This is a genomic window from Paenibacillus sp. N3/727 (genome assembly GCF_022637315.1).
Lineage (GTDB): Bacteria > Bacillota > Bacilli > Paenibacillales > Paenibacillaceae > Paenibacillus_AQ > Paenibacillus_AQ uliginis.
Window position 1 is genome coordinate 1,944,176 of the sequence record NZ_CP093336.1, and the last position, 17,814, is coordinate 1,961,989.

9 protein-coding genes are annotated in these 17,814 nt (G+C 50.2%); 8 read left to right on the forward strand and 1 reads right to left on the reverse strand.

Translation table 11 applies throughout. The features are described from left to right. The first annotated feature begins 2 nt into the window (after positions 1 to 2). Together mtaB and MNQ98_RS08495 are read left to right on the forward strand one after the other, a co-directional pair. A complete protein-coding gene (gene mtaB, locus MNQ98_RS08490; protein WP_241932787.1) occupies positions 3 to 1,346 on the forward strand; it encodes a tRNA (N(6)-L-threonylcarbamoyladenosine(37)-C(2))-methylthiotransferase MtaB in 1,344 nt (447 codons plus the stop codon). 91 nt (positions 1,347 to 1,437) lie between these two features. Next, a complete protein-coding gene (locus MNQ98_RS08495; RefSeq protein ID WP_241932788.1) occupies positions 1,438 to 1,869 on the forward strand; it encodes an NUDIX hydrolase in 432 nt (143 codons plus the stop codon). Here the strand turns inward: MNQ98_RS08495 and MNQ98_RS08500 are convergent. Then, positions 1,866 to 2,840 carry a Na/Pi cotransporter family protein gene (locus tag MNQ98_RS08500; protein WP_241932789.1) on the reverse strand — a complete coding sequence of 325 codons (975 nt, stop codon included), beginning with the start codon at positions 2,838 to 2,840 and terminating at the stop codon, positions 1,866 to 1,868. The two genes, MNQ98_RS08495 and MNQ98_RS08500, sit on opposite strands and share 4 nt — an antisense overlap. A gap of 221 nt (positions 2,841 to 3,061) precedes the next feature. On the opposite strand from MNQ98_RS08500, the gene MNQ98_RS08505 reads away from it, so the two are divergent. From MNQ98_RS08505 to MNQ98_RS08530, 6 genes are all read left to right on the forward strand, one after another. Further along, positions 3,062 to 4,435, forward strand: a complete 1,374-nt coding sequence (locus tag MNQ98_RS08505) for a class I SAM-dependent rRNA methyltransferase (protein ID WP_241932790.1) — start codon at positions 3,062 to 3,064, stop codon at positions 4,433 to 4,435. A 321-nt stretch (positions 4,436 to 4,756) separates the two neighbouring features. Then, positions 4,757 to 8,275: a helicase-exonuclease AddAB subunit AddB gene (gene addB, locus MNQ98_RS08510; RefSeq protein WP_241932791.1), complete on the forward strand. Its 3,519-nt coding sequence runs from the start codon at positions 4,757 to 4,759 to the stop codon at positions 8,273 to 8,275. Positions 8,276 to 8,283: 8 nt separating this feature from the next. Beyond that, the gene (gene addA, locus MNQ98_RS08515; protein WP_241933872.1) at positions 8,284 to 12,405 is read left to right on the forward strand and encodes a helicase-exonuclease AddAB subunit AddA; all 4,122 of its coding nucleotides are present in this window, start codon (positions 8,284 to 8,286) and stop codon (positions 12,403 to 12,405) included. Between the two features lie 93 nt (positions 12,406 to 12,498). Continuing rightward, positions 12,499 to 13,677 carry a metallophosphoesterase family protein gene (locus MNQ98_RS08520; RefSeq protein ID WP_241932792.1) on the forward strand — a complete coding sequence of 393 codons (1,179 nt, stop codon included), beginning with the start codon at positions 12,499 to 12,501 and terminating at the stop codon, positions 13,675 to 13,677. Beyond that, complete coding sequence (locus tag MNQ98_RS08525; protein ID WP_241932793.1) at positions 13,674 to 17,126, forward strand: AAA family ATPase; 3,453 nt, start codon at positions 13,674 to 13,676, stop codon at positions 17,124 to 17,126. Before MNQ98_RS08520 ends, MNQ98_RS08525 begins: the two co-directional genes overlap by 4 nt. 253 nt (positions 17,127 to 17,379) lie before the next feature. Beyond that, entirely contained in the window at positions 17,380 to 17,742 is a 363-nt protein-coding gene (locus tag MNQ98_RS08530; RefSeq protein ID WP_241932794.1) for a histidine triad nucleotide-binding protein, read from the forward strand. Positions 17,743 to 17,814 lie beyond the last annotated feature (72 nt).

A 17,814-nucleotide genomic window follows, 5' to 3' on the forward strand; every position in this document is an offset into this window, starting at 1 on the left:
ATATGCCATCCGTAGCGTTTTATACGTTGGGTTGCAAAGTCAATTTTTACGATACCGAAGCCATCTGGCAGTTTTTCAAGAATGAAGGCTACGAACAGGTGGATTTCGAACAAACTGCTGATGTTTATTTGATCAATACCTGTCATGTGACGAATACTGGTGATAAGAAGAGCCGGCAGATGATCCGCCGCGCCGTACGCCGTAACCCGGAAGCGATTGTGGCAGTGACGGGCTGTTATGCCCAAACCTCGCCTGCAGAAATTTTGGATATTCCGGGCGTGGATCTTGTTATTGGCAACCAGGACCGCGATAAAATAATGAGTTTTGTTCACGAAATTGAACAACAACGCCAACCGATCAATGCGGTCCGCAACATTATGAAGACCCGTGCGTTTGAGGAAATGGACGTGCCGGATTTCGCGGAACGTACTCGTGCTTTCCTGAAAATCCAGGACGGCTGTAACAACTTCTGCACGTTCTGTATTATTCCATGGTCTCGTGGTCTGTCGCGCAGTCGTGATCCAAAGAGTATCATTCAACAGGCTGAACAGCTCGTTAGAGCCGGTTACAAAGAGATCGTGCTGACCGGTATTCATACCGGTGGATACGGCGATGATATGGAGAACTACCGACTATCTGATCTCCTGTGGGATCTTGATCGTGTAGAAGGCCTTGAACGTATTCGGATCAGTTCCATTGAGGCAAGCCAAATTGACGACAAGATGCTCGAAGTGCTGAATAAATCTTCTAAGATGTGCCGTCACCTGCACATTCCTCTCCAAGCAGGGGATGATACGGTGTTGAAGCGTATGAGACGTAAATACACGACGGAAGAGTTTCTAACTAAGATGAAGCTGATTCGTCAAGCAATGCCTGATCTGGCCATAACAACAGATGTTATTGTAGGTTTCCCAGGTGAAACCGACGAAATGTTCCGTAATGGCTATGAGCTGATGAAGGAAATCGGATTTTCTGAAATGCACGTGTTCCCTTACTCCAAACGGACGGGTACTCCGGCAGCGCGTATGGAGGATCAAGTGGATGAAGAAGTAAAAAATGCGCGTGTTCACGATCTGATCGATTTATCTGAACAGCTGCAGTTTGCCTATGCAGAGCAATTTGTAGGTCAGGTGCTTGAGGTTATTCCTGAACGGGAATATAAAGGATCCCCGAATGGTGGGAAAATGCAAGGATATAGTGAAAACTACCTGCAGCTTGTCTTCAATGGCGGTCCTGAACTTGAGGGACAAGTATGCCGTGTGAAGGTAACCAAAGCTGGAGTGAATGAGTGCGAAGGCGAGCTGGTTAGCGTTATCGAAAACGGAATGACGGCTGCTGCTCAGTAAATTGTACAAAAGACGGCTGCCATGCCTGACAAGGATTTCATTTCCGTTAAAGGAGGTGAAATCCTTGTTGCACATGAAGGAGGATGCAGATATGAATCGAAAAGAAATTTCCGCAGGTGGTGTTGTGTACCGTCAAAAGGACGGAGCACTTCAAATTCAGTTGATTCAAGACCGTTATGGAAAAACTTCTCTTGCGAAGGGCAAGATGGAGGCCGGTGAAACTATAGAGGAAACGGCTTTGCGCGAAATATGGGAAGAAACCGGAATTACTGGTAAGATTATTTCCCCCGTCGATATTATTGCTTATAAATATAATCATTCCGAGTACGGAGTAGTCGACAAGGAAGTACACTATTATTTAGTAGAAGCCGGAGAAGGTACCTTGAAGCCTCAGATTGAGGAGATTAACGGGGTTGACTGGTACGAACCTCAAGCAGCTTGGAAAAAACAGTGCCAGAGCGGTTACGGTAATAACGATAACATCCTGCGTAAGGCATTGGAGCTTCTAAAGATCAATGTTTAAATGTATTTAGAAGCCTTTTGCCAAAAAGGCAGATAACATAGCGGCAGGGCGAGCAGGGAGCAGACGACGTTAAAAATGGTCTGAGCATGGGCGATTTGACTGCCAGGATTTGCCGCAAACCAGCCGGAAACGGCCGCAAGCGTTCCGATAAAGGGTGCGAAGAGCAGCGCCCCGCCTATATTTAGCCCTAAATGCGACCAGGCTACAAAACGTCCGGCGTGGGTGCTGCCGATTGCGGCGATAAGGGTGGTTACACATGTGCCGACATTTGAGCCAAGCACAATGGCAACCCCGAGAGTAGGAGGCAGTACACCGCCTACTGCCAAACTCATGGCCATGGCGATAACAGCCGCGCTGCTGTGCATAAGAGCGGTGAGCGCCGCGCCGGCCACTATTCCCCAGAAAATGCTACGTGCTGCATGATCGAGAAACCACTGGAACATGCCTAACTGCTGAAGGGAAGGACCGATGGATTGCATCACTCGGATACCCAGTAGTACAAGGGCAAATCCGGCTAAAGCGAGACAAAGAAATTGTGTCTTCTCAAACCTGCTCCGAAGCTCGACAAGTCTGGATGGTAGCCGTTCGCTCAGAATGACGGCTGCTGTCCAGACCATCAGCGAAAGAATGAGCAGAGGTAATGCTGCCTGTCCGATCTGCAGACTGATCAGCTCGGTTGTCAGGGTGGTGCCGATATTGGTGCCGAGAATAATGCCTAGTGTCCCTGCATAATTCAGGAGCCCGGCATTAGCGAAACCAATCGCCAGTACCGTGACAGCCGTACTGCTCTGCAGCAGAGCGGTGAGACCTGTACTGGTCATCATTCCTTTTAACGGCGTGGACGTTGCTTTATTCAGCCATTGGTGGAGCATAGGTCCAGCAAAACGCTGAAGTGAAATCTCCATGACCTTCATGCCCAGCAAAAACACGACGAGACCGTAAGTGACCGGAAACCAGAGTGTAGAAAACATGAGATTCTCCTTTGTGAGGTCTTTGTTATTAGAGATAAGAAAGTATAAACTTCAGAGTAAACAGCATCCTTATCTCGCAAGAAAAACTACCGCTAAGCGCGGTCTTTCTACTATGAAGATACATCGATAGATGTTTTTCTTATTAATTACGTATATGATCCCTTACGGACACGCATGCCAGTGATTGTCCGAAGGGAATGAAATCAGGGAGTGAAGCATGAATGCCATCGGTCATTTTGGATCGCAGCCGAAAGAAAAGATTGGAACAAAGTCATCCATGGGTTTTTAAAAGTGAAATAGCATCGGTCGAGGGAAATCCGGAACCTGGTGAGCTAGTTCAAGTGTTGAATCATCAAGGCCGGTTTCTGGCTACAGGCTACTACAATCCGAAGTCGCAAATCACGGTTAGAGTTGTCTCTTATCAGTCGCTTGAGAAGATGGACCGAAATTTCTTTGTGTCCCGCTTTCAGGATTGTTTGAGACACCGCGAACGGTTTATCGGTGATGAAAATGCGTACCGGCTTGTGTACGGGGAAGCTGATTTTCTGCCAGGGTTGATTGTTGACCGCTTTTCTGACGTGTTGGTTGTTCAGCTGTTGACACTCGGTATGGATCAATGCCGTGACAGTATTGTCGAAGCGCTTGTGGAAGTGATGAACCCTGCTGGTATTTATGAACGCAGTGATGTTTCCGTAAGGGAACTGGAAGGTTTGGAGCAGCGCAAAGGAATCTTGTATGGGGAATGTCCACGACATGTTACAGTTACCGAAAATGGCCTGAAGATTAAAGTCGATATTGAAGAAGGACAGAAGACAGGTTATTTCTTTGACCAGCGTGAGAATAGAGCCTCCATACAGCCGCTGATGATCGGATGGGGAGATCGGAGCGGAATTACACTGCAAGAACTTGAGCGGGACGGACAAATGCTGCGGGTTCCAGTAAACAAAAGCGGTAAAGAGGTTACGTTCCCTTATTGGGATGGGGCAACCGTTCTGGAGTGTTTTTCCCATACGGGAAGCTTTACTTTGCATGCTTGCAAATATGGAGCCAAGAAGGTTACTTGTCTCGATATTTCCGAGCATGCCATTGACAGTGCCAGAGAAAATGTGGAGCTGAACGGGTTTCAGGATCGCGTCGAATTTGTCGTGGATGATGCTTTTCAATATCTTCGCTCACAGGTTAAGGGAGTGGAGGAACGTGAAGAGCGTGCCCGAGGAGAACATAAGGTAGATACTTCAAAACCATTGACAGCTGGAGGCGGACGTACATGGGATGTTGTCATTCTCGATCCTCCTGCTTTTGCCAAGAGCAAAGGAGCGGTAAAGGGAGCATGTCGCGGCTATAAGGATATCAACCTTCATGGTATGAAGCTGGTAAATGAAGGTGGGTACCTCGTTACAGCTAGCTGTTCCTACCATATGCGTCCAGATTTGTTCCTGGAGACGATCAAGGAGGCTGCCCAAGATGCCGGTAAAATATTGCGTCTTGTAGAATGGCGTGCCGCGGGTAAGGACCACCCTCAAATTCTAGGTGTGGACGAGGGGCACTATTTGAAGTTTGCGGTGTTTGAAGTCCGCAGTAAAACGAATTTGTAGAATACTGGAGACTGCTCCATACAGCGATGTATTATCGTTGATGAGGCAGTCTTTTTTTGTCTGGAGCACAGCTAACGAACCGCTTAAAAGATAGAGCTATAACAACGGCTTACATGACGGTTGTCCGTGTGTGACTGTAATGGTAATGGCATCCAAACGTATGTTCCTTCATTCGACAGTTATGCTATACTAATAGACACCGTGTAAGAACGATCCTTCTACGTAGCGACTTCATTGTTTAATGCAAGCACTGATTTTGGATTTGAGCCTTAAATATAAGAAGTTTTTTGATTATAGCTTAGAGATTTGAGGAGGCATAGCATGTCGATTCGTTTTGTCATCGGACGTCCGGGAAGCGGAAAGAGTACCGCAATAAGTGAAGAGATTACAAGACGGCTTGAGGAAGATCCTCACGGAAAGCCCATCATTTTGATCGTACCGGAGCAAGCATCCTTTCAGGCGGATAATACGATTGTCACTTCAGGCCGCATCAGAGGCACCTTTCGCGCTCAAGTACTTAGCTTCCGCCGGCTCGCTTATCGGGTTATGCAGGAGACTGGCGGATCTGCCCGGGTCGCCATTAGTGAAGAAGGCAAGCGGATGCTGCTGTACAAAATTATCCAGCGACGCAAAGAGGAGCTGAAACTGTTCGGCGCATCCAGTGAACAGCTTGGATTTGTAGGTAAACTTAGTGATTTGTACACGGAGATGAAACGATACTGCATTGACGCTTCCGGTGTTGAGAATCAGCTTGAGCATATGGCTTCCTCTACAGGAAGTCCTCCGATGCTGCGCCGCAAACTGGAAGATGTATTAACGCTGTACCGGGATTTTGAGCACGAGCTGTCCCCGCTTTATATAGATGAAGAGGATACTTTGGTAAAGCTCGCTGAAGGGATTGCCTCATCGGAATATATCCGCAGCGCGGATATATGGATTGACGGATTCCACGGCTTTACACCGCAGGAATATGTTGTTCTCCGGGAGCTGATGCAGCATGCTTCATCGGTAACGACTGCGTTGACGTTAGATAAGCCTTATATGAATGGTGCGCTCCCGCATGAGTTGGACTTGTTCCACCCTACGGCTGTGACGTACATAAAGTTGAAAGGTATTGCTGACGAATTGGGTATGGATTCGGTACATACGGTGCTTAGCCCGGATACGCTGCCGAGGTTTAAGGAACGTTCCGTACTGGCACATCTGGAACGCGGGTATGACCGGAAAGCTCGGTGGCGTCCTCTGAACGGTGATGAAGCAGGGAAAACGGAAGGCTTGTCGCTATACGCTGCGGATAACCGCCGTGCGGAGGTGGAGGGAGCTATCCGCGAAATGCTGAGGCTGGCGAGGGAAGAAGGAGCAAGATTCCGTGAAATGGCGGTATTCGCCCGTAATCTGGCAGATTATGAGCATATGATCAATCCGCTGTTCCGTGAATACGGTGTGCCATACTTCATGGACCAGAAGCGCAGTGAGCTTCATCATCCGTTGGTTGAGTTTATACGCTCTGCTCTAGATGTGATTGGCAAGCGTTGGCGTTACGAAGATGTATTCCGATGTGTCAAAACAGATCTGCTTCTTCCTTTGGATGGTTCGCTTTCCAGAGAAAACATGGATGCGCTCGAGAACCATGTACTCGCATCCGGCATCCAGGGCTCTCGTTGGAGTGATGGACGCCCTTGGAAAGGGATACCGAGTCTATCTCTGGAAGATGGAGACGGGGGAAGTCAGAGTCAGCAGGCAAAAGGGCTCCATATTATCGAACAATGCCGCGCCGCCATTACTGGGCCTCTTCACGCTTTTGAGAAGAGGATGAAGAAGGGTGCGACAGCAAGAGACAAAGCTACAGCGGTCTACAAGCTGCTGGAAGATGCCGATGTGCCAGGGAAGCTGGAGCTGATGAGCCGGGCGGCACTGGATGCCGGTAGACCGGAAGAAGCCAGAGAGCACCGTCAGATTTGGGGGGCTGTACTGGACCTACTGGATCAGATTGTTGAAATGATGGGTAGTGAGAAACTGAGCGCCGAGATGTTTACAGGAATGTTGGATACGGGCTTAACGGAGCTGAGAATGGCACTTGTTCCGCCTTCCCTTGACCAAGTACTTGTGGGCAGCATGGATCATACCCGCTCTGGAGGCGTGAAGTATGTATTTTTATTAGGGGTTAATGATGGCGTTATTCCAGCACAATTTCAGGATGATGGAATATTGACGGAGCAGGAACGAGTTACTCTTGAGAGCTCGGGCATGGAGTTGGCCCCTAATATTTCACGCCGTTTGCTGGATGAGCGTTTTTTGATATATACGGCACTAACAAGCGCCAGCCGCCAACTGTGGATCAGTTATCCGGCAGCAGATCATGAAGGAAAAGCGCTGCTGCCATCAGAGGTGGTACGCCACATTAAAAGCATGTTCCAGCTGAAAGAGCAAGTGCTTTATGCCGAGCCTCATGGTGGGCAGTCTCCTGAGGAGCAGGGACGATTTGTGGCCGGAAGCGGAAAATCGCTGGCATTTCTTGTTGGCAGACTCCGTGAATGGAGAAACGGTGGAAGCCTGCCGCCTTTATGGTGGGAAGTGTACAACTGGTTTGCCCGCAATCCGGCATGGAAGGATCAATTGGGCAGCATGCTGTCTTCGCTCTCTTACCGCAATGAGACACGGAGTCTTGCGGAAGAGACGAGCCGTCGTTTATACGGAAGCAAGCTGCGGACAAGTGTATCCCGGATGGAGCGTTTTGTCGCGTGTCCGTTTTCACATTTTGCATCCCATGGACTCAAGCTGCGGGAGCGTCAGCTGTACCGGCTACAAGCTCCGGATATTGGGCAGTTGTTTCATGCCGCGCTTAGCGATATGGCGTCTCGCTTTAAGGATCAAGAGCGGAGCTGGGGTGAGCTGAGCGCGGATGAATGCCTACGCGAAGCTGAGGCGACGGTGGATAGACTCATTCCTATGTTACAGGGAGAAATATTGCTTAGCTCCAAAAGATACGGATATATATCCCGTAAGCTGAAAAATATCGTCGGCCGCGCCTCTGTCATATTAGGAGAGCAGTCGCGCAGGGGGAGTTTTGAACCGGTCGGCTTGGAGCTGGATTTTGGGCCGGACAAGCCCATCCCGCCGCTTGCCTTCCAGCTGCCGAACGGGGTGTTGATGGAAGTGGTCGGACGGATCGACCGTGTTGATATGGCGCGCGGTGAGAATGGGATTATGCTGCGGGTAATTGATTATAAATCGAGCCAAAAAGATTTGCGGTTGCATGAAGTGTACTATGGATTGTCACTGCAGATGCTGACCTATTTGGATGTACTGCTCACGTTTGCTGAAGATTGGCTTGGAGAGAGCGCACTGCCTGCAGGCACGCTCTATTTCCATGTTCATGATCCGTTGCTTCAGTCACCCAATGGCATGAACCCTGAGCAAGCAGCGGAAGAACTATTGAAACGGTTTAAGATGAAAGGACTGCTGCTGGCTGATCGTGAGGCTGTGTCCTTAATGGATTCTTTCCTTGAAAAAGGCCATTCTGCCATTCTTCCTGTGGCCGTTAAGGCCGACGGGAGTTTCTACAGCAGTGCGGCAGTAGCGACGCCAGACCAATGGGATACGCTACTATCGGCCGTAAGAGAAAATATTGTTACGATCGGCTCGCGGATCACGGACGGAGAAGTGACAATAGAGCCGTACCGGATTCAGCAGGAGACAGCCTGTACCCATTGCTCATACCGTCCTGTTTGTCAGTTTGATGAGGCGATGGAAGGCAGCAATTATCAGTTGCTCGGGAAGCCGGGTAAGGACCAGGTATGGGATCTGCTTGGTCAGATGAAAGGAGGAGACGGAAGGTGAACGGAATCATGACAAAGCCGGAGGGCAGTATGTGGAGCGATGACCAATGGAAAGCGATCGCGAAGAGCGGGAGCGACATCCTGGTAGCCGCTGCCGCAGGTTCCGGTAAAACCGCCGTGCTGGTCGAGCGTATCATCCGCAAAATAACGGATGAGAGCGCAGGATTCAGCGTGGATCGTCTGCTCGTGGCCACATTTACCAAAGCGGCAGCAGCCGAAATGCGCGAGCGTATACGGGAAGCACTCGAGAGAGAGCTGGAGAACGATCCGGACAATGAACATTTGCGGCGCCAACTCGCATTGCTGGGACGTGCCTCCATTACAACGCTGCACTCTTTCTGTATGGAAGTGATACGGCGTTATTATCAGCTAATACCGCTCGATCCAGGCTTCCGGATATTGAATGAGCATGAAGCAGAACTGATGCGCCAAGACATTTTGGAAGAATTGTTTGAGGAAAAATACGGAGATGCCGAGCAGGGAGGAACTTTCCTACAGTTAGCCGACTGGTTCAGTGGGGAGCGAAGCGATGATGCTCTATACCGGCTGGTTCAGCGGTTGTACAATTTTTCCCGCAGTCATTCCTGGCCTGATCGTTGGCTTCGGGACACCGCCGCAGAATTCCAGGTGGCAGACACAGCAGCGCTCGGTGAGACGGGCTGGGTACAGAGCATCCTTGCTGATGCGCGCCTGGCTCTTTCCGGAGCAGCGGGTCTGCTTGAACAGGCGCGTTCCGTAGCGCTATTGCCGGGAGGACCGGCTCCGTATGCTGCCAATTTGGATGAGGATAGAGCATTGGTGGATTCGCTGCTTGAAGCGGTCAACAACGATCCATGGGAGCAGCTGTATGATCGGTTTCGGGATGTTTCTTTTGGCAAACTGAAATCCGTCCGCAAAGATGAGGTGGTTCATGAATTGCAGGAACGGGTCAAGGAACTGCGGGACAATGTGAAAAAAACGGTGAATGAGCTTAAAACAGCTCTGTTTGGGCGTCCGGCCTCAGAATTTATGTATGAGCTTCAGACAGCAGCTCCGCTTATGAGTGAGTTGGTGGAGACGGTTATTACATTCGCTGACAGATACCGTGCAGCCAAAGCGGCCAAGAGTACAGTGGACTTCAATGACTTGGAGCATTACTGTCTCCAGATTCTAAGGCATCCGGACTCGGATCCGGGTCACCTTATGCCATCCGATGCTGCATTGGAATACCGCGAACAGTTTGATGAAGTGCTGCTCGACGAATATCAGGATACCAACAATGTGCAGGAGGATATTGTTCGTCTGATCTCCCGGGAGTTTCCCGGAAACCGGTTTATGGTCGGGGACGTCAAGCAAAGTATTTACCGTTTCCGATTGGCAGAACCGGGGTTATTTCTCGATAAATATAAGAATTACGGATCAGAAGCTGCATCAGGGTCTGAAAACGCTGAGCATCTCCAGGGCTCATCTGGAATCCGGATCGATCTCGCACGGAACTTCCGCAGCCGAATGGAGGTTGTGGACGCCGTTAATATGCTGTTTCGACAGATCATGAATGAGTCCGTTGCTGAAATTGCGTATGATCAACGGGCAGAGCTCGTGTGCGGCGCATCCTTTCCACAATCAGACGTACGGAATGAAGACGATGTAAATGCTGGACCTGGACAGATAGATGAATATCCGTATGCTCCGGAACTGCTGCTGATTGACCGCCTTGGCCAGGAGTCTGAGGAACCGAAGGATGAGGAAGGCCCAGATATCGAAGGGATTTCTTCTGAAACGGAGCGGCTGGAGATGGAAACTGCACAACTGGAGGCTCGTGCGATTGCCCGTCGGATCCGGGAGATGACCGGAGAAAATGGGAAGCCGCTGATGGTGTATGATAAGCAGCTTAAATCGATGAGGCCGGCGCAGTACGGTGATATGGTTATCCTGCTTCGTTCGGCAATGGTGTGGGCCCCCTTAATTATGGAGGAGCTGCGGCAGGAGGGGATTCCTTCATTCGGCGAACAGAACAAGGGGTACTTTCAATCGATTGAAGTTGAAATCATGCTTTCTTTACTTCATGTGATAGACAATCCTCGTCAGGATATTCCTCTCGCTTCTGTTTTACGGTCGCCGATCGTTGGATTAACGGAAGAGGAACTGGCACAGGTTCGCCTTTGTGCATCAGGAACGTTTTACGATGCACTTTCAGAAGCTGTTAGTACATTCGAGCCTGGGCTGCCTCAAGGGGTAGGGATCGATACAGGCCGTTGGTTTACGGGGATAGAATTGCCGGGGCTTGCTGAGGTAGCGGCAGGTCTGGCCGATTTTCAACAAATCCGAGAAAAGTCAGGGATCTCTTCAGACCAGAGCCCTGTACTGTCCGCTGAGCTGTTTGGGAAGCTGAAGAAGTTCATGGAAAGACTCCACAGCTGGCGTAAGGAAGCCCGTCAGGGAAGCCTCAGTGACCTGATATGGCGCATCTACAGTGATACGGGCTATTTGGACTGGATCGGTGGTTTGCCAGGTGGTACCCAGCGCAGAGGCAATCTGACGGCGTTGTATGACCGGGCTGTCCAGTACGAACAGGATACTTCATCCAGAGGCTTGTTCCGCTTCCTGAAGTTTATCTCACGACTGCGTGACAACGGTGGGGATCTTGGGGCAGCAGGCGGGACGGAGAGCCAGGGGAATGCTGTTCGTCTGATGACGATTCACAAAAGCAAAGGCTTGGAGTTTCCAGTTGTGTTTGTTGCCGGAATTTCAAAAAACTTTAATCAGCAGGATCTGAACGTTCCTTTCCTGATGCATAAAGAGCTAGGGTTCGGCCCGAAATATGTGGACGAGAAGCTGCGGGTCAGTTATCCGACACTGCCGAATCTGGCGATTCGCCGCAGGTCGCAGCTGGAGCTTCTGGCTGAGGAGATGCGTGTACTTTACGTGGCGCTAACCAGACCGAAGGAGAAGATGATTTTGGTCGGAACCGTGAAGGATCTGCCGAAAAAAGTGAGCGGTTGGGCTCAAGCGGACAGTACACTTGATCTGCTCCTTCCTGATTATATGCTGGCTCGTGGACGCAGCTATCTGGACTGGATCGGACCGGCCATTATACGCCATCCATCTGCCGGAGTGCTTCGGGAAGCTGCAGGATTGCAATCTTTGGAGCATACGGTTCTGTCTTCGGACAGTACTGGCTGGATCATTCATATGGAGACATCCGATTCTTTGTCCGGGAACACGATCGTGAAGGACGAACAGGAGGTCCCTGAAGCTGAACGGGCCGAGAAGGAGTTGGCACTACGTAAACTGGAGCCTGTTGCCGATATCGGTTGGAATGAAAAGGGCAGTGTGCAGGAAATGAGACAGGAAATTTACCGCCGTCTAAGCTGGTCATATCCCTTTGCGGCGGTGAGTGGGATTTCTGCGAAAACGTCCGTCACAGAAATGAAAAAGCTGCTTGCAATGCAAGATAGTCCATCATTAGACATGATAGAGGAAGCTGCAATTCGCAGGCAGCAGGAGGAGACGCAGGTAGATGCGAGTTCATTCACGCTGCATCTGCGGCGGCCCAAATTTATGGAAGCCGTCACATTAACTCCTGCAGAGCGTGGAACGGTTTATCATACGGTTATGCAGCATTTGCCTATCAGCAATAGTACGGATCTTTCGGTCGTTGAGAGGACCATTGCGGAGTTGACGGAGAAAGAGATTATTACGAGAGCACAGGCTGAAGCCGTAAGTCCGGAACATATTTTGGGAATCCTTCATTCTTCAGTAGGTGTGAAGCTTCTTGAAGCGCAGCAGGTCTGGCGCGAGATGCCGTTCTCTTATGGTCTATCGGCATCAGAAGCTTATAAAGGTCTGTCATTTCTAGGACTTGCAGAAGGTACAGATGAATCCTCAATTCGTGACGCCCAGCTTCTTGATGATGAGACTGTCTTAATTCAAGGGATCGTGGATTGCTTGTTCCGGTTCAATGATAAGCTGATTTTGCTGGACTATAAAACAGACCGCGTAGTGGAACACCGTGGAGGTATCGAAACATTAACGGAGCACTACCGTTTTCAGCTGGAGTTGTACAGTAAGGCGCTTCAGGATATTTTAGGTGAACCCATTCATGAAAAATGGCTCTATTTTTTCGATGGGGGCCGTGCAGTGCTCTTATAGATTTATCAATGGATTTTGAAACTTTTAAAGAATATATATATTCTTTGAGCTTATTTAGCGTTCAGGGACAGTGGGAGAGGGGAACTAGGAGTTATGCGGATTTTGCATACGGGTGACTGGCATTTGGGCCGGACGCTTGAAGGCCGGAGCCGTTTGGCTGAGCAGGAAGCATTTTTGGACGAGCTCGTGAGGATGGCGGATGATCAGCATGCGGATCTCATATTGATGGCAGGTGATGTTTATGATTCCGTTAATCCGCCTGCAGCGGCGGAACAGTTGTTTTATGATGCTGCGGCACGGCTAACAGATGGAGGACGGCCACTTGTCGTCATTGCAGGAAACCATGATCAGCCCGAGAGGGTGTCGTCTGTGACACCGCTTGTGGCAAAACGCGGTATTACCTTGGTTGGGCTTCCTTCGGCGGAAACTGTTACAGTAACAGCTTCTAGAACAGGAGAAATCGCCAAAATCGCAGCTCTCCCATATCCATCTGAGGCAAGATTGAATGAGCTGCTAACCGCAGACGGCAACGAGGATGAGCTTCGCCGTGCGTACAGTGAACGAGTGGGGAAGTTGATGCAGATGATGGCCCGCGATTTTTCACCGAAGACGGTCAATCTGGCCATGAGTCATATTTATGTACTCGGCGGGCTCGAGAGTGAATCAGAGCGTCCCATTCAGGTGGGGGGGGCTTACACGGTCGATCCTTCGGCTCTTGCGGTTGGTGCCTGTTATACGGCCCTCGGCCATCTTCATCGCCCACAGGCTGTCAAAGGTGAGGGGATAATCCGTTACAGCGGATCACCTTTGGCCTACAGCTTTTCGGAAGCGGGTCAGGCTAAATCGGTGACCATGGTAGATGTTTCTCCTGGCAGCACTCCGGTCGTCGAGGAGCTGTTTTTGAGCAGTGGACGTCCGCTTGTTCGCTGGAAGGCTAAGGGAGGGCTACAGGAGGTGTACCGGTGGCTTGAGGAGGAGCGTGATCCGGATGCTTTTATAGATCTGGAAGTTTCACTGACCGAAGCCATGGGAATGGCAGACATTCAGCGCCTCCGCAAAAGTCGGGACGGTATCGTACACATCCGGCCAATATATCCTGAGATGGAAGCGTTGGAACTGGATACGGAGCGCTCTAGGCTTCCACTGCCTGATTTATTCCGTAAGTTCTACCAGCGGCAGACCGGAGGTGCAGAGCCGGAGAACAGCCTGGTTGACCTCTTTATGGAGCTTGTGGATGAGGAAGAAACAGAAATAGCGGGGGTGAGCGAATGAAGCCGATTTCACTCAAAGTAGCCGGTCTTCAGAGCTACCGGGAACCGCAGGAAATCGATTTTGAACAGCTGTGCGAGACCGGATTATTCGGTATATTTGGACCAACGGGGAGCGGTAAATCGACATTGCTCGACGCCATTACTTTGGCGATGTACGGCAAGGTGGAGCGTGCGGTAAACGGCACGCAGGGCATTATGAATCATTCGGAGGACAGCTTGTTTGTTTCCTTTACCTTTGAGCTGGCCTCTGCAGATGGTCCGGAGCGGTACCGTGTGGAGCGCCGATTTAAACGGGTTAATGAACTGTCGATCAGCAATACGATCAGCCGATTTGTAGTAATTACGGACGAGGGGGAGGCCGTAATTGCAGACAAGCTGGCCGACGTGACCCGGTGTATTGAAGAGAAAATCGGTCTAAAAATGGATGATTTCACCAGAGCGGTTGTGCTTCCTCAAGGAAAATTTGCCGAGTTTTTGTCATTGAAAGGCAGCGAACGGCGGCAAATGCTTCAACGGCTGTTTCATCTGGAGCGCTATGGTGACCAGCTTGCCATGAAACTTAGCCGCAGGGTGAAAGACAACGATGGAGCATTAAAGTCTGTAGAAGCGGAGCAGCAAGGTCTTGGGAACGCAGGCAAGGAAGCGGTAGCTGAAGCCGAGAAGGTGATGTCGGATGCGGTGGTGCATTCGGAGGAATCCAGAAAAAATTTGAAGGCAGCTGCTGATCGAAGTGAAGCTTTAAACAAAGTACGCGAACTGGATATGGAGCAGCGCCGTCTAAAAAGCAAGCTGGATGACTTATCGGCACGTGAAGAGGAGATTAAGAGTTATGAAAAGCAGCTGGAGCTTGGTGCGTCTGCAAAACTGCTTATCCCTGCTCTGGAATCGCGGCGAGAATCTGCAAAAACCCATGAGAATTTGCTCGCTAAAGCGGAACTGCTGTTTAGGCAATCGGAACAGTCAGAAGTAGCGGCTGAACGTGCTTGTACGGCAGACGACGCTGCTCAGATGCTTTTATCTGCAGAAGAGCCTAAACTTCTACTTCGGGCTGAGCAGTTGGAACAGGCGGCTGTTCTTCAGCGGGAAAGGGATGCTCTTCACCTTGAGCTTATCGCTCTAAATGATCAGCGGTCTAAGGCCAGAAAGTCATTGGAGAGTATCAATGAGCAGCTTCATAAGGAACAGGAGCTGCTTGAAAGAGGAAGAAAACGCCGTGAAGAGCTGCAGGAGGGTCTGAAGCAGCTTGAGACAAGGGCACAGGACCGGCAGATGCTGCATGAGGCTATGCAGAAGCGGCAATCGATTCTGACGGCTGAAGCACAGTTATTCAAAGCGGAGGCTGAGTCTAAGGAACATAACATACAACAGCAGCACATCGAACGTGATCTGAAAGAAGCCCTAGCCATTGAAAAAGAGATACAGCATCAGCTGGAGCAGCTTGCTCAGGAATCTGAACAGCTTAGACGCTCGGCTACCGATGCTTCTGAGTATGCTGACCAGTGGGCAGTGAAGGCGGCAGAAGCGGCTAGAGCTATGAATGAATCCTTCCGTGAACAGCAGCTTCACGCCTTATCGCTTTCATTGGCTACCGAGCTTCGTGATGGAGAAGCCTGTCCTGTATGCGGCAGTCTGCATCACCCTGCACCGGTTCAACCAGATACCCTCTCAGATGAATCCGGTGAGCTGCATCAGGAACGCCTTCGACAGGTACAGGAAGAGATTCAAGAGCTGCGGCTGGTTCTTCGCCAGCAGTTAAACGAAGCATCGGGATTACCTGTTCCGGCTGCTGTCCAGGAAATGTCAGACTCTATGACAGATAAATCTGAGATTAGTGCCTTAACAATTGCATTCTCCGAAGCGGCTGTCGGATTAGCGCTAGAGCATAATGACGGTCTATCGCAAGTTGCAGAGCTTGAAAAGCTTCAGCATTTTGTATCCACCCTGAAAGCATTTGCTTCTACACAAGCGGAGGCTCTGCATCAATGCAGGGAAAAGACTTCAATATATCAACAGAAACTTGGTTCCCTGCAGCAGGAGTTGGCCAAGCGGACAGCTTCTGCTGAGAACGCGCGCGCTTCGTCCGAACAGTTTAGGAGAAAACTGAGCGGATTGAGAGAAGATATTAGTATTTTAATGAAAGAGTGGGGTGAGAGTAGCCCCGGTCTTGATCTTCAGGCGGTGGAGTTCCGCTTTAAAGAAATGCAGGAGCGGGATGCCAAAGCCGAATCCGTGAAGGATGGACTTGACCGGAGCGTACCATTTCTGGAAGAGAAGAAACAGGCCGTGTTGAATCTTGAGAGTCAGATCCGTGAACTTGAGAAGCAGCTGATTCAATGGGATGCACAGCATCAGGGCAAGCAGGAGCTAATGCAGGAGAAAGAGGAGCGGCTTCAGTCGTGGATAGGAGACCGTTCCGCTCAAGAGCTGCTGCAGGAATGCAAGCAGCGGCTGCAACATTTGAAATCGGCTGCCGAGCATTCCAGGCAGGAACGCCGCAAGGCGGAAGAGATGAAGCAACAGGCTACTAAAGAGGCGGCTATCGCTAAGCAGGCCGCGGATTCCGCTGACGAGCACGCGAAGACGGCGGAGCAGAGATGGCTTGCCCAGCTGGATGACTCGCCGTTTGCTACCGAAGAAGGGGTTCTTGAGGCGTTCATGACTCCACAGGAAGCTGACAAGTGTGCTGCTCACGTTCAATCTCATCGTGAAGGGCAACGTGAATGGTCACTGCGGCTGAAGGATATCGAACTGAAGCTGAACGGAGCAACGTTCAGTGAAGAAGATTGGCAGGAATGTTGCCAAAATCTTGAACAGTGCCGGCAGGCAGATGAAGCGGCAATACAGTCGAAAGCCCGCGCTGAGCGGGATTTGGAGGACCTCAGGCAACGCCATATCCGGTTTATGGAGCTGGAAGAGCGCCGGAGTTTACATTCCATAGAGGGAGAGCGCCTGTCCAAGCTCCAATCCTGTCTGCGCGGAAATGCGTTCGTGGAATATGTTGCAGAAGAACAGCTGATGCAAGTCAGTCAATCGGCTTCAGAGCGGCTGCGGTTTCTTACCAAACAGCGTTATTCTCTGGAGGTAGATTCGGGAGGCGGATTTGTTATTCGTGATGACGCGAACGGGGGAGTCCGCAGGCCGGTTTCAACGTTGTCGGGCGGAGAAACGTTCCTGACATCTCTCTCCTTGGCGCTGGCGTTATCTGCTCAAATTCAACTCAGAGGGCAGTATCCTCTCCAGTTCTTTTTCTTGGATGAAGGGTTTGGAACATTGGACCCGGAGCTGCTTGATACAGTCATTACTTCTCTGGAAAGACTGCATAACGATCAACTCACAGTAGGAATTATCAGCCATGTGCCTGAGCTGAGGGCACGTCTGCCCCGCAAACTGGTTGTACGGCCTGCCGAACATTCCGGCGGGGGATCGAAGATTGTTTTGGAGACGATGTAATCATATTTATACCCCGTGATATTTTTCACAGAGACAGCTACATGGGGCTGTTATAATACAGCTAAGCCGACATTCTTATTTAGAAGCACCTCGGCGGACGTATGGATAAGAGAATCCTCTTATATCATACGCCCGCTTGCTGGACAGCTGAGTTCCAGCTGACCGGGTGCTTCTATTTTTTTTGCTTTCATTGGACGGATTTAAGGGTTTTCTTGTATGATGAGAGCATGATAACCTTAGAGGAGGTACAGTTATGGATAACTGCCTGTTTTGCAAAATTATTAATGGAGATATCCCTTCCAAGAAGGTGTTGGAGAATGATCGGGTGCTCGTGTTTCATGATATTCAGCCGGCCGCTCCGGTTCACGTACTGATCATACCCAAAAAACACATCGCTTCAATGAACGATGTCCAAACAGCAGATTTAGAGCTGATTGGTGACATTCACAAGGCGGCACAAGAGGCTGCTGCTGAACTGGGAATCGCGGAGAGCGGTTATCGCCTAATCAATAACTGTGGACGCGACGGCGAACAAACCGTCCATCATTTACATTATCATTTGCTCGGAGGAGCACGTCTTGGAGCCCTGACAGGGATCTCTTCTTCCCATGCTTAACCATCATTGGGCGGCGATTTCATAATATAGAAATACATATTGCCGTTGAAGCTTTTAAAAATGAGCTGTCAA

Coding starts and splice junctions, on each gene's coding strand:
- MNQ98_RS08495 (WP_241932788.1), top strand. CDS start 1,438: ATGAATCGAAAAGAAATTTCCGCAGGTGGTGTTGTGTACCGTCAAAAG.
- MNQ98_RS08500 (WP_241932789.1), bottom strand. CDS start 2,840: ATGTTTTCTACACTCTGGTTTCCGGTCACTTACGGTCTCGTCGTGTTT.
- MNQ98_RS08520 (WP_241932792.1), top strand. CDS start 12,499: ATGCGGATTTTGCATACGGGTGACTGGCATTTGGGCCGGACGCTTGAA.
- MNQ98_RS08525 (WP_241932793.1), top strand. CDS start 13,674: ATGAAGCCGATTTCACTCAAAGTAGCCGGTCTTCAGAGCTACCGGGAA.
- MNQ98_RS08530 (WP_241932794.1), top strand. CDS start 17,380: ATGGATAACTGCCTGTTTTGCAAAATTATTAATGGAGATATCCCTTCC.
- MNQ98_RS08505 (WP_241932790.1), top strand. CDS start 3,062: ATGCCATCGGTCATTTTGGATCGCAGCCGAAAGAAAAGATTGGAACAA.
- addB (WP_241932791.1), top strand. CDS start 4,757: ATGTCGATTCGTTTTGTCATCGGACGTCCGGGAAGCGGAAAGAGTACC.
- addA (WP_241933872.1), top strand. CDS start 8,284: ATGACAAAGCCGGAGGGCAGTATGTGGAGCGATGACCAATGGAAAGCG.
- mtaB (WP_241932787.1), top strand. CDS start 3: ATGCCATCCGTAGCGTTTTATACGTTGGGTTGCAAAGTCAATTTTTAC.